The following is a 17,422-nucleotide window of genomic DNA, read 5'->3' as shown; positions in this document are numbered from 1 at the left end:
GCGGTGAAGCGCCTTCGCCCGATGCCGCCCGCCCAGCTCGACGCCGACGCCCGCGCCCTCTACGACCGCATCAACGCCGGCCCCCGCGGCGCCTCGATGCTCGACGACCAGGGCGCGCTGGTCGGCCCCTTCAACGCCATGCTCCTCAGCCCCGCCCTGGGGGACCCCCTCCAGGAGCTGGGCGCCGCCATCCGCTACCGCTCGTCCATGACGGACCGGTGCCGCGAGCTGGCCATCCTGATCGTCGCCGCCCACTGGTCCAGCACCTTCGAGCTCCAGGTCCACGAGAAGATCGCCACCGGCCTGGGCTTCACCGACGCCCAGCTCGCCGCTGTCCGTACGGGAGAGCCGCTTGCTCTGGAGGACCCGGAGGAGGCCGCCGTCCTCCGCGTCACCCGTGCCCTCGTGACGAACGGGGACCTGGGCGACGAGGAGTACACCCTCCTACCGGCGCCGGCCCTCTTCGAGCTGACCACGCTGACCGGCTACTACGCCACGCTGGCCCTCCAACTCCGCGTCTTCCGCGTCTAGCCGGCAAGCTGGCAGACCTCGACCACCCGCAGGCGCCCGCCCAGCTCCTTGGCCGTGGCGTTCCACCGTGCGGCGTCCACGGTCAGCACCGCTCGACCTGGCTTCACCCGCTTGGAACTCCAGCTGACGATCTCTCTGATGATCACGGAAAGTGATGTTAACGTGCCTCTCCGTGGAGGGTCTCGTTTACCAAGTTGGTTAATAATGGGGGTCGGCGCAGATGGAGGTGTTCTATGCGAGCAGTCGCTTGGAGCTCCTGTGCCTGTCCGCCCGGGACCTGGTCAGGGCCTATGGTCGTGAGGGGGCTCGCAAGGTGGGGCAACGTCTGCAGGCCCTGCGGGCTGCCGAGACCCTCGACGAACTCTTCACCATGCCAGGGCGGTGCCACCCCCTGCGAGGAACGTACGCCGACTGCTACGCCATGGATCTCCATCAGGGATGGCGGATGGTGTTCAGGCTCATGACGTCGGAGGAGAAGAAGGAACGGGGGATAGAGGAAGGGGCGGCAGCTCTGGTCATAGAGATCGTCGACTACCACGGCTGATCAACGCAGTTCGAGAGGAGCGTGAGGGATGGCGGCCATCGATTTTCACACGTCCGGCGTTCCCGATTACGCCGTGCCTCCAGGGGAGACGATCCGCGAGTTCCTTGACGATCTCGGTATGAGCCAGCGTGAGCTTGCGGCACGGCTCGGCCTGAGCCCGAAACACGTCAACCGACTCATTCAAGGGTTGGTGCCGCTGAGCAGCGATGTCGCTCAGCGGCTTGAATTGGTAACCGGCATGCCTGCTCGGTTGTGGAACCGTCTTGAGGCGGACTACCAGTCTGCGCAGCAGAGGCTGCGGCTTGAAGGCGAATTGGCGGCGGCGGTTCCTTGGGCGAGAAGCATGCCCGTTCGTGAGCTGGTCAGGCGAGGGATCCTTCCTGAGGAGCCCAAGGATGATATTTCCCGCGTGCAGCAATTGCTGGCCCTGTTCGGCGTTGCTCACCTGTCCACGTGGCAGGACCTCTACGAAAGCCCCGTCGCGTCCTTCCGCCGGACCAGATCGTTCGAGGCCATCCCGAGCGCGGTGGCCGTGTGGCTCCGTCTCGGAGAACTCGCTGCCCGTGATGTCGAGTGCCGGGAGTTCGACGCCGCAGGGCTTCGCGCTGCTCTGCCGCGGCTACGTCAGCTGACCACTCAGCCGCCCGACATCATTGCCCCGATCATGCGTGACATCTGTGCCCAGCATGGTGTGGCCGTTGTCTTCGTACGCGAAATCACCGGCGCGCGGGCCAGTGGAGCCACCTGCTGGCTTTCCCCGGGCAAGGCCATGCTCCTGCTCAGCCTCCGGTATCGGACGGACGACCATTTCTGGTTCACCTTCTTCCACGAGATGGGCCATATCGTCCTGCACGGGAAGAACGACATCTGGATCGAGGACAGCGTGTCGGCCGATGACCCGAAGGAAGCGGAAGCGGATCGATTCGCCTCTGATCTCTTGATCCCGCGAAAGCTTCTGTCCGAGCTGTCTTCTCTCAAGTCCCTTGGCTCGGTTGAGGCGTTCGCGCATGAACTGGGCATCGCGCCGGGGATCGTGGTCGGGCGCCTTCAGCACGACGGTTTCTGGCCTGCTAGCCAAGGCAACAGGCTGAAGAGAAGAGTGGATCTAGAGAGCGACTTTTAGGAGCATCGGCGCACCTTCGTGCCGGCGAAGGTGGGCTCGTCGACGACGGTGCTCGCCGAGTTCGATTACCCCGCGACAGCCGAAGATGATCCCGGACGACGATGCGGCAGCGCCTACAACTCGGTGAGCAGGTAGAGCAGTGCGTTCATGCTCGTCCCGCTCACGATGTCGCGCTTGTCGATCAGCCGCCGGATCTCGGAGAGCGGCACCCACTCGATGCGCTCGGCCTCCCACGGCTCGGTGGGCGGGCCGATGTGCCGGGCGGTGTCGGCACGGAAGATGTGGTGCTCGGAGTCGGAGATGCCGCTCGTCGGCTGGGTGTAGAGCAGCGGACGCAGCGGGCCGGGACGCCAGCCGGTCTCTTCCTCGACCTCGCGGGCGGCGGCCGCGATCGGCTCCTCGCCCTCGTCGACCTTGCCGATCGGGATCTCCCAGCCCCACGTGTCGGTGATGAACCGGTGCCGCCAGATCAGCAGCACCCGGCCCCGCCCGTCGGTGACGACCGCACCGGCCCCGGGCGCCGTACGGATGAGCCGGTGATCGAGGTGTCTGCCGTCCGGCAACTCCACATCGGCCACCCGGACGTCGATCCAGCGGTCAGAGTAGAGCGGTTCTTCCGAGTGGACCTGCCAGCGCATGCGGCTGCTCCCAGCGTGGACGGCTGCGTCGGCACCACGTTACAAGGACCGTCTCCCTGCGGAACTCGCCTCACGCCGGGGTCCGGGGAGCCCGGCTCCCCGCTGACCGTACGAAGGCCCTACCTGAGGGGATGGGCCCGGCGGCGGAGGAGCAGGCCGCCCGCGCCGGCGGCCAGGACGAGAGCGGACCCGGCCAGGACGAACATCCGCCCGTCGGGGCCCGCGTCGCCGCCGGCCCCGGTGGCGACCCCTTCACGGGGGGTGATCGACCTCCGGGGTTCCTCGGAGTCGTCCTCGGTGGGGGTCACGGTGACGACGGCCGTCTTGGTCGGGGTGGCGGAGGCGGAGGGCGAGGCGGACCCGTCGCCGACGGTCAGGGTGTAGGTCTTGAGCGAACCAGGGCTGGTCGGCTCGCACTCGATGAGGGGCTCCGTCGGCCGCGGCCCGAAGTTGACGGAGGCGGGTTTCACGGTCGCGGTGCCCGCCCGCCCCGAGGTCGTCTTCATGTCCACCGAGGCTGGCAGCGCGATCGGCTGACCGACGGCGACGCCGCTCAGCTCGCCGACGCCGGTGGCCGAGGTGAGCCCGGTCAGGCCGGAGATCGACGCGTACGCGTACATCTTGAGACCCGTCGTCGGCAGCCCGTTGGGCGCTTCCAGCTCGGCGCCGCTCTCGTACGTGCCCTTCCAGCCGATCGTGAACTGCTCGCCGACCTTGGGGTTGGCGGCCGGCAGCGTCAGGGCGGTCCTGATGCGGACGGTCTGGGGCGCGCCGGAGGTGGGGGTGCAGGTGTAGTCGACCACGTCACCGGTGCCGCCGCCTCCGTCCTGGCCGACCGTGACGGTCACGCTCTCGGTGCCGGTGGTGGTGCACGTCGTCACGTCGGTGGGGGTGACGGCCAGGGCGAGCTTGAGGCTGCCGGTCTCGGTGGAGGGCTTGATCGTCACCTGGCCGCCGGTGGTGGCGGTGATCTGTACGGTGCTCGTCACCTGGCCGGTGGGCACCGCGGTGGTGCCGGGCGTGACGCTCGCGCCGGTCTTCGCCAGGTCGGCGTGGGTGCCGCCGGTGACCGCGAGCTTGCCGTTGACCTGGACCTGGGTGGTGGCGGTCGGCGCGGTGCGCAGGGTCAGCGCGGGGATGGCCCACTTCGCCTCGAACGAGCCGCTCGCGGTGTCCGGCACGACGATCGGCACGCTCAGCGTGGTGTTGCTGAAGGGGCCTCCGGAGCAGGTGTACGCCACCGTCAACGTCTTGTCGGCCGCCTGCGCGGGTGCGGCGGCGGACAGGAGCACCAGGCCGATGGCCGATGCCACCACGGCGAGCTTCGGCACGATCCGTCTCCCTGTCGATGGGATGAAAGGACCGCACCACGATGGCATCCTTTGGTCACATCTGTATCGAGATCAGCATCCTTCGGCAAATAATCGCTTGCCTGGGCCTCCTAGCCTGGAATTCATGAGACCTCTCACCGAACCCCAGATTCGCACCTCGTTCGTCAACTGCACCAAGGGTGAGGCGTCCCGTCTGCACGTGCCGCGTGACCTGCCCGGCCAGCCCTGGGACGACCTGGACTTCCTCGGCTGGCGCGACCCGAAGGCCCCCGACCGCGCCTACCTGGTGGCCGAGCGCGACGGCGGCCCGGTCGGCGTCGCGCTCCGCCTCGTCACCGCCCGCCACGGCCACCAGCGCCGCAGCATGTGCTCGCTCTGCCTCACCACCCACACCGGCAGCGGCGTCGCCCTCGTCTCGGCCCGCAGGCGCCGCGGCGAGGCCGACTCGGTGGGCGCCTACGTGTGCGCCGACCTCGCGTGCCCGCTGTACGTGCGAGGCAGGCGCAAGCCGGAGTTCGGCGAGCGCCTGGAGGAGTCGCTGACCCTGGACGAGCAGGTCGACCGCATGACGGCCAACCTGCATGCCTTCCTGGACCGCGTGGCCTGATCAGGTGCGGTTCTTGCAGGTGTCGCGCACCTTGTAGAAGTACGACAGGTACTCGGTGTGCACGTCCCGCCCGGAGATCCTGATCTGGGCGTCGTCCGCGTTCTCCAGGTGGGTGAAGTTGGCGCTGCCGGTGTAGACGCGGGGCGTGATGTCGTCGTCGTAGAAGCCGTCGGTCATCATCAGCTTCAGGTGCGGCACGACCGAGCGGCCGCCGGCGGTGAAGCGGCAGGGGGTCACCTGGATGCGGCGGCCGTTGACGGTCTTGGCCAGCTCGGCGCCGATGGTGGCGTCGGCGTTGCCGGTGCCGTCGGCGCTCTTGTAGTAGACCAGGTCCACCCAGCAGTTCTCGCCCCGCAGCCGGACCAGCTCCTGGGCGATGGCCAGCCGGTGCTGGTTGAAGTGGGTCAGCACGAGCCTGATGTCGGTCTGGCGGTAGACCCCGTCGGTGTCCTGGTAGCGGCACTCGACGAGCTTGAGGATGTTGGCGATGGGGTCGCCGCTCGACCTGGCGCGCGGGAAGAACGTGGCCCGGTACTTCGAGCCGGTCGGGGTGGTCCAGTAGTAGGCGGGGTTGGGCGCCTGCCGCCGGCCTAGGCGCAGGTCGTCGAAGTACTTGTAGTAACCGTTGTAGACGGCGGCGTCGGTCAGGGTGAACGCGTCGTTGTAGGAGTTGTACAGATACCAGTCGGACAGGTTGGACGAGGTCTGGAAGACGACGTTCCCGTGCGTGGTCCCGTCCACCTCGATGCCGGAGAACAGCGCGAACTTGCTGTGCAGGTAGTCGCGGCCGATGCAGCCGCGGTCGACCGCCGACGGGTTGGGATACTCGCAGCCGATCACGTACGAGCCGGCGCTCTCGTTCGCGCCGAGCACGGCCTTGAGGCGGGCGGTGATCTCGTCGTTGGCCCCGTTCTCCATGTCGTCGAGGATGACCTTGACGCGGACGCCGCGCTGGTGCGCCTGGATGAGCGCGTCGGCCACCTCGGTGGAGCGCTGGCCGGGGGAGAACTGGTGGTTGACGAACCTGATCTCGCTGGCCGTCCTGGCGGCCCTGATCAGCCGGATGAGCTGGTCCATCACGGCCGACTGCTGGGCGCTGGGCGTGCCGGGCACGCCGGAGTCGGCGACCGGGTCGTTGAACACGGGCGCGTTCAGCACCGGCGGGCCGGTGACGTCGGCGGACGCGCTGCCGGCGGGTAACAGGGCCGCGGCCAGGCATAAGGCCACGAGCGTGGCGATTTTCTTCATGAAGAGCGCCTTTCTGCGTGACAGTTTTCGCTGCTCGACTGTCATACGCGGAAAGATCGCCTGTCAAGGGCCCCTGTCAGGTGGACTCGCGGATCACCAGCTCCGTCGGGAGGACGACCGGCTCGGCCGGGAGGCCCTCGAACAGGTCCAGCAGCAGCCGCACCATCGCCGCCGTCTGCTCGATGACCGGGTGGCGGATCGTGGTCAGCGGCGGCTCGGTGTACTTGGCCGCCTCGATGTCGTCGAAGCCCACCAGCGCCACGTCGTCGGGCACCCGCCGGCCCGCCTGCCGCAGCGACTGCAGGGCGCCCACCGCCATCAGGTCGTTGGCCACGAACACCGCGTCGAGCTGCGGGTCGTCGCCGAGGAGCTGCCGCATGGCGACCGCGCCGGATTCGCGGGTGAAGTCGCCCACGGCGACGATCGAGCGGCGGTCGGAGTCGCGCAGCACGTTGCGGTAGCCGGTGAGCCTGTCCTGCCCGCCGATCATGTCCTGCGGCCCCGCGATGGTGGCGATGCGCCTGCGCCCCTGCTCCACCAGATGGCGCACCGCGGCCTCGGCCCCGCCCACGTTGTCGTTGTCGGCGTACGGGATGTCGACCGGGACGGCGGGCCGGCCGTACGAGACGACCGGGACGCGCAGCCGGGACAGCGCGCTCGGCAGCGGGTCGGCGCCGTGCATGGAGATGAGCATGACCCCGTCGACGTGCCCGCCCGCGATGTAACGCTCCACCCGGGCGTGGCTCTTGGCCGACGAGGCCAGCATGAGCACGACCTGCTTGTTGACCGTCTCCAGCTCCAGGCTGGCCGAGCGGATCACCGTGGAGAACAGCGGGTCCTCCGAGAACACCCTGGTCGGCGGCTCGGAGACGACCAGGGCGATCGAGTCGGTGCGCTGGGTGACCAGGCTGCGCGCCGCCGAGTTGGGCACGTAGCCCAGCTCGTCGATGGCGCGCAGCACGGCGTCGCGGATCTGCGGGGCCACCGTCGTCTGGCCGTTGACGACACGGGACGCGGTGGCCCGCGAGACGCCCGCGCGGGCCGCGACCGCTTCCAGGGTGGGACGTCTCATGGCAACACCAAAAGGGAGGGCACGGAAGGAAATCTACAGGCGGTTCGCGGCGATCACATCGCGATACCACAGCGCGCTGTCCTTGAGGACCCTGACCTGCGTCGCGTAGTCCACGTGCACGATGCCGAACCTGCGCCGGTAGCCCTCCGCCCACTCGAAGTTGTCGAGCAGCGACCAGACGAGATACCCCCGGAGGTCGGCCCCCGCCTCGATGGCCCGGCCCACCTCGCGCAGGTGGCCGCGGAGGAAGGACACCCGGTCCGCGTCGTGGACCCTGCCGTCCTCCACCACGTCGTCGAAGGCCGCGCCGTTCTCGGTGACCATGAGGCCCACGTCCGGATAGTCCTTCGACAGCCGCACCAGCAGCCGCGACAGGCCGTCGGGCACGATCGGCCAGCCCATCGCGGTGACCGGCGCGTCGGCGGGGGCGAAGCGGATGTCCTCCGAACCCGGCCAGGCCGCGTCCGCCGGCAGCCCGGGCCCCGCCTCGACGACGCACGGGTTGTAGTAGTTGATCCCGATCAGGTCGATCGGCGCGTTGATCGCCTCCAGGTCGCCGTCCAGGATGTGGCCGGTGCCGCCGTTGCGCCCGGCGGCGGCCAGCACCTCCTTTGGGTAGCGGCCGTGGAGCGCGGGGTCCAGGAACTGCCGGGTCAGCAGCGCGTGGACCCGGTCGACGGCCGCCGCGTCGGCCTCGTCCGGCACCGCCTCGTGGTCGTTCACCTGGGCCGGGGTGAGCACGGGGGAGGAGTTGACGACCAGCATGATGCCGGCCGCGCCCGCCTCCCGCAGCCGGGCCGCCGCCAGGCCATGGCCCAGCAGCAGGTGGTGGGCCGAGCGCATGGCGGAGGCCGGGTCCTTGCGGCCGGGCGCGTGCACGCCGTTGCCGTAGCCGAGGAAGGCCGCCACCCACGGCTCGTTCAGCGTCGCCCAGTTCTGGACGCGGTCGCCCAGCCGGTCGTGCACGACGGCCGCGTACTCGGCGAAGCGGTAGGCGGTGTCGCGGTCCGCCCAGCCGCCCCGGTCCTCCAGCGCCTGCGGGAGGTCCCAGTGGTAGAGCGTGAGGTACGGGGAGATCCCGGCCTCCAGCAGCTCGTCCACGAGCCTGTCGTAGAAGGCCAGCCCGCGCGGGTTCGCCGGCCCGCGCCCGTCGGGCTGGATGCGCGGCCAGGCCACCGAGAACCGGTAAGCGGCCAGGCCCAGCTCGCGCATGAGGGCGACGTCGTCGCGGTATCGGTGGTAGTGGTCGCAGGCGACGTCGCCGGTGTCGCCGTCGGCCACGTTGCCGGGGGCGTGGGAGAAGGTGTCCCAGATCGACTGGCCTCGCCCGTCCTCCTTGACCGCCCCCTCGATCTGATAGGAAGCCGTAGCGGCACCCCAGACGAAGTTTTCCGGGAAAATCATCCCTTGACCGCTCCTTGCATGATTCCGCCGATGATTTGCTTGCCGAACAGGGCGAAGACGATGACGAGCGGCAGGGTCCCCACCGCCGTGCCCGCCAGGCCCAGTACGTAGTCGTTGACGTATCCGCTGGCCAGCGTCGACAGCGCCACCTGGACCGTCGGGTTGTCCGGGGTGAGCACGACGAGCGGCCAGAAGTAGTCGTTCCAGGCCGACATGAACGTCAGCATGCCCAGCACGGCCGCCGCGGGCCGGGCGGCGGGCAGCACGACGTGCCAGAACAGCCCCCAGGTCGTGCAGCCGTCGACCCGCCCCGCCTCCAGCAGCTCCGTCGGCAGCGCCCTGCTCAGGTACTGCGTCATGAAGAACACGCCGAAGGCGTTGACCAGTGCCGGCACGATCAGCGCGTAGTTGGTGCCGGTCCACTCCAGCTTGATCATGAGCATGTAGAGCGGGATGATGCCCAGCTGGGCCGGCACCATCATGGTCGCGACCGTGATCACGAGCATGATGTTCTTGCCCCTGAAGCGCAGCTTGGCGAAGGCGAACCCGGCCAGCGTCGAGAAGAACATCACCGCGATCGAGATCGACCCGGCCACGATGAACGAGTTGAGCAGCGCCAGCCCGAACGGCACCGTGTCGAAGACGCGGGCCACGTTGGCGAAGAAGTTGCCGCCGGGCAGCAGCGGCGGCGGCACCTGGGCCAGCGCCGAGTTGTGCCGGGAGGCCACCACCACGCTGTAGTAGAGCGGGAAAGCGGAGAAGAACGCCACCGCCGTCAGCGTCAGATAGCGCAGCTTCATATCACTCCGCCCTTCACGCGCCTGGTCACCAGGTAGTTGATGCCGGCGACGACCACGACGAACAGGAACATCACCCACGAGGCCGCCGAGGCGTAGCCGAAGTCGAACTTGGTGAACCCGTGCTCGTAGACGTAGAGCGCCAGCGTCTGGAACTGCCGGTCGGGCCCGCCCGTGACGAGGCCGCCCCCGCCGCCGCTGCTGGTGCCGAAGAGCAGCGGCTCGGCGATGACCTGCATGGCGCCGATGGTCGAGACGATGACCACGAAGATGATCGTCGGCCGGATCATCGGCACGGTGATCCTGACCAACTGCTTGAGGTTGCTCGCCCCGTCCAGGGTGGCGGCCTCGTACAGCTCGCGCGGCACGGCCTGCATGGCGGCCAGGAAGATGAGCGCGTTGTAGCCCGTCCACCGCCACATGATCATCACCGAGAGGGCGAGGTGCGAGGTCGCGGTGCCGGCGGCCCAGTCGATCTGGCCCACGCCGAACCACGACAGCACCCAGTTGATCAGGCCGAAGTCCCGCCCGAACAGCTGGCTGAAGATGACCACCACGGCCACGACGCTGGTGACGTTGGGCACCAGCAGCGAGACCCGGAAGAGGGTCTGGAAGCGCAGCCGCCTGTTCAGCAGGTGCGCCAGCCAGATGGCCAGCACGAGCTGCGGCGCGGTCGACAGGATGCCGATCGACAGGGTGTTGAAGGTGGCGTTCCAGAAGTAGTCGTCGGCCAGCAGCGTCCCGTAGTTCCGCATCCCGACGAAGGTCTGCTCCTCGTCCAGGAGCGTCCACTCGTGCAGGCTGACCCAGGCCGTGTAGGCGAGCGGGAACAGGCCGAACGCGGCGAACAGCAGGAAGAAGGGCGCCACGTAGGCGTACGGCGACACCCTCGTGTCGAGGGTGTGCCGCACACTTGTCCTACGCCTCCGCCCTACAGCGAGAGGGAGGGTGCTCATTTGATCTTCTTGACGTCCTCGAGAACCTGCGCCCACGCCTCGTCCGGGGTCTGCTTGCCCTGCTCGACCCGGCCCAGGCCGTTGCCGATGGCGACCCGTACGTCGGCCTCCTTCGGGCCGAGGTGCTGCGGCTTCAGCGCCTTGGCGGCCTCGGAGTAGATCTTGCCGATCGGGGCGTCACCGAAGAACGGCTTGGTGAACGACTGGATCGACGGGTCGTCGTACAGGGCGGGGATGGACGGGAAGGTGCCCTCCTCCTTGAAGACCTTGGCCTGGTTCTCCTTGGAGGTCAGGAAGTCGATCAGCTCGGCGGCCTCCTTCGGGTGCTTGCTCTGCGCGGGCACCATCAGGTGGGAGCCGCCGCTGTTGCCGGAGCCGCCGGGCACGGTGGCGATGTCCCACTTGCCGGAGGCGTCCTGGGCCTGCTCCTGGATGAACCCGGTCATCCAGGCCGGGCAGATGATGGTGGCGAACGAGCCCTTGGCGAAGCCGGTGTTCCACGGCGGCGAGAAGGCCGCGAGCTTGGCGGTCAGGCCCTCGGTGGTGATCTGGTTGGACAGGTCCCAGGCCTTCTTCACGTCCGGGTTGGAGTCCACGATGATCGTGTCCTGCGCGTCGTAGAGCCCGACGGGCGCCTGGTTCACCATGGCGCGGAAGATCTCACCGGGGGAGTCGACGAACTTGGCGCCCTCCACGTTCGCGGCGGCGAACTTCTTGCCGGTGGCGATGTAGTCGTCCCACGTCGGCCAGAGCTGCCCGACCTCCTCCCGGTCCTCGGGCAGCCCGGCCTTCTTGAACAGGTCCTTGCGGTAGCACATGGCCAGGCCGCCGACGTCGGTGCCGAGGCCGAGCAGCTGCCCGCCGTCCTTGCTGAGGCCCTGCTGCCACTTCCAGTCGAGGTACTCCGGCTGCCGCTTGTCGAGCCCGAACTGCTTGAGGTCGGTGAACTTCTGCGGCTGCGCGGTGAAGGTGCTGATGTAGCCCACCTCGACGCCCTCGATGTCGGCGGCGCCGGCGTTCGTGGCCAGCCGCTTGACGAGGTTGTTGTGGTGGTCGTTGAACTGGGTGACGTTCTCGACGATCTCGACGTTCGGGTGGGTCTTCTTGTACTCCTCGTAGAGCGGCTTGAAGCCGAAGTCGCCGAAGAGGTTGACGGTCAGCTTGATCTTCTCCGCGGGCGCGGCGTCGGCGCCTGCGGTGTCGCCGCCGCCACCCCCGCCGCCGCCACCGCACGCGGTGGCGAGGCCGAGCAGGGACGCGGTGATCAAGGGTACGGCGATGCGCCGGAAACGAGGAGCCATGGAGCCCTCCGGGACTGGGAGCCTTGGGGGGAAGTTGCAAGAGAGCGCTCTCCGAAAACTTTCGGCCAGATCACCGCGGGCTGTCAACGGCTGTTGGGTAACGATCCCTGTTATGAAGAGAGCGATCTCAGGACGGGGAAAGCCTTGCCGTGCGGGTGGTGGCGGGTCCTTCCAGCCCTGCTCGGTGACCAGGCTGAGGCCGGACCTCCTCGAACACCGCGATGCCCGGCGCGCGCCGGAGCCGCAGCCCGTACTCGCCCAGGGAGCGCTCTCTCAGCAGGTCGAGGGCGCGCAGGCGCACCGACTCGGCGCGGCCGCGGTCGTCAGCTGAGCACCCGGCCGACCATCCGCGCGTACATCCGCCCCGGGCTGGGAGAGGACGTGAGGAAGCCCGGCAGCATCGGCAGCGCCACCGCGAACGGTTCCAGCAACCGGTAGAGCTCGTCGGCGTCGGCGGGCCGGTCGCCCGGCTGCTTCTCCAGCAGCCGGGCCAGGAGGGCGCCCAGCCCGGCGGGAAGCCCGGGGATGGCCGGTGGCCGCTCCTTCACCTGCTTCTCGAACACCACGTAGTCGGTCGGCCCGGTGAACAGCTGCCTGCCCGTCAGCATCTCGTGCAGGACGCAGCCCAGGGAGTAGAGGTCGCTGCGGGGCTCGGCGACGCCGTGCTGGATCTGCTCCGGGGCCATGTAGGCGGGCGTGCCCAGGATCTGCCCGATCCGGGTGAAGGTCGTCACGTCGGCGTCCCGGAGCATCGCCAGGCCGAAGTCGAGCACCTTGACGCTGCCGTCGGGGCAGAGCATGAGGTTGGTCGGCTTGAGGTCGCGGTGACAGATCGACAGCGCGTGCGCGGCCGTCAGGACGGCGCAGGCCTGCGCGGCGATGGCGGCGGCCCACGGCACCGGCAGCGGCCCGTGCTCGCTCACCACGTCGGCCACCGTGACGCCCTCGATGAACTGCATCACCTGGTAGAGCCGCTGCTCGTGGGTGCCGAAGTCATAGAGGACGGGAGCGCCCGGGTGTTCGAGCCGGGCCAGGATGCGCGCCTCGCGGGTGAAGCGGAGCTCCAGCTCCTGATCGGGGCCGCTGGGCAGGCGCAGCAGCTTGACCGCGACCTTGCGATCGAGGTGGCGGTCGTGGCCCGCGTAGACGGCGCCCATGCCGCCCTGGCCGAGAGGAAGATCGTCGAGCACATAGCGGTCGCCGATGACCATATGCCCCCCTCCCGCGCCCTTCCGGGGAAAAACTACACCGTCAGGACTGTGGGTGCAGGTGGCCGTCGGTGAGCCCGTCGAGACCCAGCCGGATCAGCGTCTGGCCCAGCTCCGACGTCTCCCGCAGCGCGTCTTCGAGCACCGCGAGCTGCCGGAACGCCTCCCCGTACGGGCGCTGCTCCTTGAGCGAGAGCCGCGGCAGGCGGGTGCGCCGCACGTCGAACCTGCTGGAGCCGGTGGACGCGCGGCTCCCGGCCGCGCGCAGGAAGCCCGCCAGGAAGTCGGGGTCGAGCCTGCGGGCGTCGACGCGGTAGAGCGTCAGCTGCGGGCCGAGCACGCCGCCGCCGTCGGAGATCACCCGTACGGAGGAGTAGGAGGCGACCACGTCACCCGGCTGGATCGGGACCAGGCCCCGCTGGCTGATGGTGCGGCCGGACGGGGGAGCCCCGGCGGACAGGTCGTCGGCGGTCAGCACCGGGAGGTCGCCGTCGCCGACGGCCATCCTGGGCGGGGCCTGCGAGACCGCCACCAGGCCCTCCTTGATCAGGTCGCCGACCGTGGTGGCGGGCTGGTCGAGCGGCTGCTCCAGCACCTTGAGGTCGGGCGGCGTGGTCGCGGCCGCCAGGAACCGGTCGCGGGTCTCGGCGAACGCCCGGCCCACGTTCTCCCGCCGCTGGTGGCGGGCCGGGGTCATGTCGACCTCGTCGGCCAGCAGGTCGATGATGCGTACGGTCTGGCCGGAGCCGTCGCGCAGGTAGGCGCGCCAGGCCGGCTCCACGACGGACGGGTCGGCGGCGGCGTCGAGGATCAGCACGTCGGACGGCGGCCGCTCGCCCGCGGCCGGGCGGCGCAGCAGCCACAGGTCGCAGCCGGGCAGGGCCACCACGGCACGCAGCGCACCGGCGCGCAGCAGGTTGGCGCGGATGCGCCGGCCTGCTTTGCGGCTCGCGGCGGCGGGCGGCATGAGGATCGCGACCAGGCCGCCCGGCTTGACGTGGGTCAGGCAGTGTTGCACCCAGGCCAGCTCGGGCTCGCCGCGCGGCGGCAGGCCGTACTCCCACCGGGGGTCGCCGACCAGATCCTCGTAACCCCAGGCGCGCTCGTTGAACGGCGGGTCGCAGACGACCGCGTCGGCCTTCTCGCCGGCGAACGCGTCGTGCCGCATGGCGTCGCCGGACGTGATCGTGGCGTCGGCGTCGCGCAGGCGCAGCCGCGAGGCCGCGATCGCGGCGGAGCTCTCGCTCAGCTCCTGCCCGAGCAGCCGCCGCGTCACCGCCCCGCCCCCGCCGGCGGCGTGGAGCAGGAGGGTGCCGACGCCGCAGGCGGGGTCGAGGACGGTGGGGGCATCGCCGACGAGGGCGACCATCAGGCCGGCGATGTCGTCGCGGGTGACGGAGAGCTGCCGGGAGTGGGCCTCCAGATAGCGCTCGACGAGGAACTCGTAGGCCGTCAGCGCCCCGTGGCGCTCGGCCAGCTCCGACACCGGCTCCTCCTGCTCGGGCTCGAGTTCGCTGTCGCCCGAGGTCAGCAGGGCGCCGGCCTGGGCCACCACCTCGCCGAGTCGCAAATCTCCCGCGGTTTTCAGGCGTTGCCACGCACGGTCCGCCACCGACAACTGGTAGGACTTCCCGTAGCGGCGCAGCCACGCCTCCACTTGCGGCAGCGAGAAGAGGGGTTGACTGGCCGTGCCGCCTATGGGCAAGGGGAAGTCGTCGTGGCGGCGGCGCCAGTTGCTGACGGCGGCACGCCCGACACCGGCGAGCCGGGCGATGTCCCCGGCGTTCAGGGTCGGGTCGTGGCTCATGGGGCCACCATAGTTCAATGGAGTCTTCAGCGCATCTGCTTGTGAAGTCTTTCAACCAGTGATTTACTGCGGGGTATGAAGCACAACATCCGCTATGCCGCCGGATCAGATGTGGGCCGCCGCCGGGAGCAGAATGAGGATTCCGGATACGCGAGTGGCCGGTTGCTCGTGGTGGCTGACGGGATGGGCGGACACGCGGCCGGCGAGCTGGCGAGCGCGGCGGCGATCGCCGTCATGCGCGAGCTCGACGCCACGCTTCCCGAGACGGGGTGCGACCTGGAGTCGGCGCTCGACGGCGCGGTCCGCGAGGCCGGGCGCAGGCTTGTCGAGCTGGCCGAGATCGACCCCGCGCGCAGGGGCATGGGCACGACGGTGACCGCGATGTTGTTCGACGGCTTCCGGTTCTCGCTGGCCCACTTGGGTGATTCTCGCGGATACCTGCTTCGCGACGGCGCTCTTTACCAGATGACCAAGGACCACACGCTCGTCCAGTCGATGGTCGACGAGGGGCGTATCACCGAGGACCAGGCCGCGGTCCACCCGCGCCGCTCGATGGTGCTGCGCGTGCTGGGCAGCGAGGGCAGGGCTGACGCCGACCTGGCGCTGCGTGAGGCCGACCCCGACGATCGCTACCTCCTCTGCTCCGACGGGCTCACGACGGTGCTCGGGCCCGAGGTCCTGCACGAGGTGCTGACCACGGTGGCAGACCCGGCGGCGGCCGTCCAGCGGTTGATCGATCTGGCCAACGAGGGGGGCTCGCCCGACAACGTGACCGTCATCGTGGCCGACGTGGTCGCCCCCGGCGCGGGAGACGACCAGATCTACCGCGTGGGCGCGGGCGCGTAACACCACCGGTCCCACCTGCCTCTGGTCTCACTTGCGCACCACAACCGAAATATCGGCTCATAGCTTGACACTTTCCGGGTGTCACGCGCACATCCGAGATGCCGCGATTACAGTCCATCGTGATCTGCCACGCCTCTGGGGGGAGTCGAGCTGGACCCGATCGCGGATAAGTTACTCAAAACGGTCCGAAAGGAACTCGGGTACCGGGAGAAGGACGGCCAGCACACCAAGTTCGGCCACTGGTACGCCGAGCGCGTCCAGGACCCCCAGTACAAGGACGCGCCGTGGTGTGACATGTTCATCGCCTGGGCCGCCGACAAGGCCGGCATCGGTGAGTACGTCGGCCAGTTCGCCTGGACACCGTCCCATGCCGTCTGGTTCATCGAGCAGGGCGCCTGGACGAAGAAGCCCGAACCCGGGGCGCTGGTCTTCTTCGACTGGCGGGGCGGCAAGAGCTACAAGGGCGTCGACCACGTCGGCATCGTCGAACGGGTCGAAGGCGGCAAGATCCACACCATCGAGGCGAACGTCGACCGCGTGTGGCTCAAGCGCAAGGTCCGCGACACCGACAAGGTCGTGGGCTACGGCCTGCCGCGGGTCGTCCAGGCCAACGCCGAGCGGACGGAGATCCGGGAGACCGAGCACCCGTTCCCGTTACGCGAGCGGGCCGACAAGCCCGGGAGCAACCCGCTCGACCTGATCGGCACGCCGGTGGCCCTGCTGCTCCTCATCGTGGTCACCACCGTGGTGATCGCCTTCCGCCTCGCGGGCCGTCGCCGCGGCCATCATCGTCACGGTCCGTGGAACGAGCCATCGGCCCAGCCGGAGATCGAGCGGATCGGACCCCAGTACGTCATGCGGAGCCCGGTGCCCACCCAGCCCGGGCCGCCGCCGCGGGAGTCGGTGGGCGCGGGCGCGCCCCGTCGCCGTCGTCCCTACGACCCCCAGCCCTGACCTCAGGACTCCAGGGAGATGACGACCTTGACGTGGTCGCCCTTCTCGAAGGCCGCCTCGTACTCCTTCAGCGGGAGGCGGCGGGTGATGAGGGCGTCCAGCCAGGAACGGTCCGCTTCCTGAAGGGCCTTCGCGGCGTCCCGGTAGTGGCGCAGGTTGGCGTTGACGGTGCCGAAGACGACGTCGTTCTCCAGCACGATGTCGCGGTTGATCTGTCCCGCGTCCGCCCGCAGGTGCCGTCCGCCGCTGGAGACGCCGGTCAAGCAGACGATGCCGGCCGCCGCCGTGTTGAGCATGGACTCGAAGACGAGTGACCCGGAACCGGTCGCCTCGATGATGATGTCGGGCCGGTAGCCGCCGACCGCGTCCAGGCTGCTGCCCGAGTGGTAGGTGGCGCCCAGGCCGGTGACCAGCTCGGGCTTGAGCCCGCTCTCCGCCCGGTCCAGGACGTGCACCTCCAGGCCGCGCTGTTTGCTGAGCAGCGCCGCCAGCAGCCCGATGGGCCCGGCCCCGGTGACGAGCACCCTCTCCGGCTGGAACCAGGCCCGCGAGCCGATCCGCTCGATGTGCTCCCACGCCTTGGCCAGCACGGACGTGGGCTCGACCAGCACGCCGAGCACTCCCAGCGCCGGGTCCACCTTGACCGCGTAACCGGCCTCGACCGTCCACTGCTCGCTGCCGTAGCCGTCGCGTTCCTTGATGCCGCGCTCGGTGTACTCGCCGTTGCGGCACATGTCGAACTCGCCCCTGGCGCAGGCTCCGCAGGGCACCGGGTCGGGCCGGCGCACCACCCCCACCACCAGGTCGCCGGGGGAGAACGCGGACCCCTCCGGCGCCTCCAGCACCCGCCCCAGCGACTCGTGCCCGAGGATCATCGGCTCGTCTCCCGGGAAGCCGTACTCGCCCGAGACGAGCTCCCTGTCGGTCCCGCAGATGCCCAGCGCCAGGCCCTGGACAAGCAGCTCGCCCGGCTTCGGCCGGGGATCGGGAACCTCCGTGACGCCGAGCGTGCCCTGCTTGCCCGGCACCAAAGTCATCGCACGCATGAGGCACCC

Annotated in this window: 19 protein-coding genes; 7 read left to right on the top strand and 12 right to left on the bottom strand. The window is 69.5% G+C overall.

What is annotated here, in order from left to right; translation table 11 throughout:
- Window positions 1–3 precede the first annotated feature (3 nt).
- Window positions 4–531: a carboxymuconolactone decarboxylase family protein gene (locus tag ABD999_RS08205; protein WP_271275481.1), complete on the top strand. Its 528-nt coding sequence runs from the start codon at window positions 4–6 to the stop codon at window positions 529–531.
- Here ABD999_RS08205 and ABD999_RS08200 read toward each other — a convergent pair.
- On the bottom strand, window positions 528–677 hold the full coding sequence (locus ABD999_RS08200; protein WP_271275480.1) for a hypothetical protein: 150 nt from the start codon (window positions 675–677) through the stop codon (window positions 528–530). The two genes, ABD999_RS08205 and ABD999_RS08200, sit on opposite strands and share 4 nt — an antisense overlap.
- A gap of 74 nt (window positions 678–751) precedes the next feature.
- Here ABD999_RS08200 and ABD999_RS08195 point away from each other — a divergent pair, with 74 nt between their 5' ends.
- Both ABD999_RS08195 and ABD999_RS08190 read left to right on the top strand, forming a co-directional pair.
- On the top strand, window positions 752–1,075 hold the full coding sequence (locus tag ABD999_RS08195) for a type II toxin-antitoxin system RelE/ParE family toxin (protein WP_271275479.1): 324 nt from the start codon (window positions 752–754) through the stop codon (window positions 1,073–1,075).
- 28 nt (window positions 1,076–1,103) lie between these two features.
- Window positions 1,104–2,198 (top strand): HigA family addiction module antitoxin, encoded by a 1,095-nt coding sequence (locus ABD999_RS08190; RefSeq protein WP_271275478.1) that lies wholly within the window; start codon window positions 1,104–1,106, stop codon window positions 2,196–2,198.
- A gap of 113 nt (window positions 2,199–2,311) precedes the next feature.
- Here ABD999_RS08190 and ABD999_RS08185 read toward each other — a convergent pair whose 3' ends face one another.
- On the bottom strand, window positions 2,312–2,836 hold the full coding sequence (locus ABD999_RS08185) for an NUDIX hydrolase (RefSeq protein ID WP_148033981.1): 525 nt from the start codon (window positions 2,834–2,836) through the stop codon (window positions 2,312–2,314).
- Between the two features lie 119 nt (window positions 2,837–2,955).
- Window positions 2,956–4,167 (bottom strand): hypothetical protein, encoded by a 1,212-nt coding sequence (locus ABD999_RS08180; RefSeq protein ID WP_271275477.1) that lies wholly within the window; start codon window positions 4,165–4,167, stop codon window positions 2,956–2,958.
- A 124-nt stretch (window positions 4,168–4,291) separates the two neighbouring features.
- Between ABD999_RS08180 and ABD999_RS08175 the strand changes: the two genes are divergently transcribed.
- Complete coding sequence (locus tag ABD999_RS08175; RefSeq protein WP_148033979.1) at window positions 4,292–4,774, top strand: FBP domain-containing protein; 483 nt, start codon at window positions 4,292–4,294, stop codon at window positions 4,772–4,774.
- Here ABD999_RS08175 and ABD999_RS08170 read toward each other — a convergent pair whose 3' ends face one another.
- The 6 genes from ABD999_RS08170 to ABD999_RS08145 form a co-directional block, all read right to left on the bottom strand.
- Window positions 4,775–6,022: a phospholipase D-like domain-containing protein gene (locus ABD999_RS08170; RefSeq protein ID WP_271275476.1), complete on the bottom strand. Its 1,248-nt coding sequence runs from the start codon at window positions 6,020–6,022 to the stop codon at window positions 4,775–4,777. It lies immediately after the preceding gene.
- Window positions 6,023–6,098: 76 nt separating this feature from the next.
- Window positions 6,099–7,094 carry a LacI family DNA-binding transcriptional regulator gene (locus ABD999_RS08165; protein WP_271275475.1) on the bottom strand — a complete coding sequence of 332 codons (996 nt, stop codon included), beginning with the start codon at window positions 7,092–7,094 and terminating at the stop codon, window positions 6,099–6,101.
- A 33-nt stretch (window positions 7,095–7,127) separates the two neighbouring features.
- Window positions 7,128–8,498, bottom strand: a complete 1,371-nt coding sequence (locus ABD999_RS08160; RefSeq protein ID WP_271275474.1) for a GH1 family beta-glucosidase — start codon at window positions 8,496–8,498, stop codon at window positions 7,128–7,130.
- A complete protein-coding gene (locus ABD999_RS08155) occupies window positions 8,495–9,298 on the bottom strand; it encodes a carbohydrate ABC transporter permease (protein WP_148033975.1) in 804 nt (267 codons plus the stop codon). The genes ABD999_RS08160 and ABD999_RS08155 overlap by 4 nt, the downstream gene beginning before the upstream one ends.
- A complete protein-coding gene (locus ABD999_RS08150) occupies window positions 9,295–10,251 on the bottom strand; it encodes a carbohydrate ABC transporter permease (RefSeq protein WP_148033974.1) in 957 nt (318 codons plus the stop codon). Before ABD999_RS08150 ends, ABD999_RS08155 begins: the two co-directional genes overlap by 4 nt.
- Window positions 10,248–11,552 carry an ABC transporter substrate-binding protein gene (locus ABD999_RS08145; RefSeq protein WP_148033973.1) on the bottom strand — a complete coding sequence of 435 codons (1,305 nt, stop codon included), beginning with the start codon at window positions 11,550–11,552 and terminating at the stop codon, window positions 10,248–10,250. Before ABD999_RS08145 ends, ABD999_RS08150 begins: the two co-directional genes overlap by 4 nt.
- A gap of 184 nt (window positions 11,553–11,736) precedes the next feature.
- On the opposite strand from ABD999_RS08145, the gene ABD999_RS08140 reads away from it, so the two are divergent.
- Window positions 11,737–11,883, top strand: coding sequence for a hypothetical protein (locus ABD999_RS08140; RefSeq protein ID WP_271275473.1), 147 nt, complete (start codon window positions 11,737–11,739; stop codon window positions 11,881–11,883).
- On the opposite strand, the gene ABD999_RS08135 is transcribed toward ABD999_RS08140, so the two are convergent.
- Both ABD999_RS08135 and ABD999_RS08130 read right to left on the bottom strand, forming a co-directional pair.
- Complete coding sequence (locus ABD999_RS08135; protein ID WP_148033972.1) at window positions 11,876–12,763, bottom strand: serine/threonine-protein kinase; 888 nt, start codon at window positions 12,761–12,763, stop codon at window positions 11,876–11,878. The two genes, ABD999_RS08140 and ABD999_RS08135, sit on opposite strands and share 8 nt — an antisense overlap.
- Window positions 12,764–12,803: 40 nt before the next feature.
- Entirely contained in the window at window positions 12,804–14,567 is a 1,764-nt protein-coding gene (locus ABD999_RS08130; RefSeq protein ID WP_271275472.1) for an HsdM family class I SAM-dependent methyltransferase, read from the bottom strand.
- Window positions 14,568–14,642: 75 nt separating this feature from the next.
- Here ABD999_RS08130 and ABD999_RS08125 point away from each other — a divergent pair, with 75 nt between their 5' ends.
- Window positions 14,643–15,413, top strand: a complete 771-nt coding sequence (locus tag ABD999_RS08125; protein WP_148033970.1) for a PP2C family protein-serine/threonine phosphatase — start codon at window positions 14,643–14,645, stop codon at window positions 15,411–15,413.
- A gap of 135 nt (window positions 15,414–15,548) precedes the next feature.
- Window positions 15,549–16,367: a CHAP domain-containing protein gene (locus tag ABD999_RS08120; protein WP_333485690.1), complete on the top strand. Its 819-nt coding sequence runs from the start codon at window positions 15,549–15,551 to the stop codon at window positions 16,365–16,367.
- Between the two features lie 2 nt (window positions 16,368–16,369).
- Here the strand turns inward: ABD999_RS08120 and ABD999_RS08115 are convergent, their stop codons facing one another.
- On the bottom strand, window positions 16,370–17,413 hold the full coding sequence (locus tag ABD999_RS08115; RefSeq protein WP_271275471.1) for a glucose 1-dehydrogenase: 1,044 nt from the start codon (window positions 17,411–17,413) through the stop codon (window positions 16,370–16,372).
- Window positions 17,414–17,422: the final 9 nt, after the last annotated feature.

It is taken from the genome of Nonomuraea ferruginea (assembly GCF_039540635.1).
Lineage (GTDB): Bacteria > Actinomycetota > Actinomycetes > Streptosporangiales > Streptosporangiaceae > Nonomuraea > Nonomuraea ferruginea.
Note: the sequence above shows the minus strand (reverse complement) of the source record. Positions and strands in the feature narration are given on the sequence as shown.

Coding starts and splice junctions, on each gene's coding strand:
- ABD999_RS08195 (WP_271275479.1), top strand. CDS start 752: ATGGAGGTGTTCTATGCGAGCAGTCGCTTGGAGCTCCTGTGCCTGTCC.
- ABD999_RS08190 (WP_271275478.1), top strand. CDS start 1,104: ATGGCGGCCATCGATTTTCACACGTCCGGCGTTCCCGATTACGCCGTG.
- ABD999_RS08185 (WP_148033981.1), bottom strand. CDS start 2,836: ATGCGCTGGCAGGTCCACTCGGAAGAACCGCTCTACTCTGACCGCTGG.
- ABD999_RS08175 (WP_148033979.1), top strand. CDS start 4,292: ATGAGACCTCTCACCGAACCCCAGATTCGCACCTCGTTCGTCAACTGC.
- ABD999_RS08170 (WP_271275476.1), bottom strand. CDS start 6,022: ATGAAGAAAATCGCCACGCTCGTGGCCTTATGCCTGGCCGCGGCCCTG.
- ABD999_RS08165 (WP_271275475.1), bottom strand. CDS start 7,094: ATGAGACGTCCCACCCTGGAAGCGGTCGCGGCCCGCGCGGGCGTCTCG.
- ABD999_RS08160 (WP_271275474.1), bottom strand. CDS start 8,498: ATGATTTTCCCGGAAAACTTCGTCTGGGGTGCCGCTACGGCTTCCTAT.
- ABD999_RS08155 (WP_148033975.1), bottom strand. CDS start 9,298: ATGAAGCTGCGCTATCTGACGCTGACGGCGGTGGCGTTCTTCTCCGCT.
- ABD999_RS08150 (WP_148033974.1), bottom strand. CDS start 10,251: ATGAGCACCCTCCCTCTCGCTGTAGGGCGGAGGCGTAGGACAAGTGTG.
- ABD999_RS08145 (WP_148033973.1), bottom strand. CDS start 11,552: ATGGCTCCTCGTTTCCGGCGCATCGCCGTACCCTTGATCACCGCGTCC.
- ABD999_RS08135 (WP_148033972.1), bottom strand. CDS start 12,763: ATGGTCATCGGCGACCGCTATGTGCTCGACGATCTTCCTCTCGGCCAG.
- ABD999_RS08130 (WP_271275472.1), bottom strand. CDS start 14,567: ATGAGCCACGACCCGACCCTGAACGCCGGGGACATCGCCCGGCTCGCC.
- ABD999_RS08125 (WP_148033970.1), top strand. CDS start 14,643: ATGAAGCACAACATCCGCTATGCCGCCGGATCAGATGTGGGCCGCCGC.
- ABD999_RS08115 (WP_271275471.1), bottom strand. CDS start 17,413: ATGCGTGCGATGACTTTGGTGCCGGGCAAGCAGGGCACGCTCGGCGTC.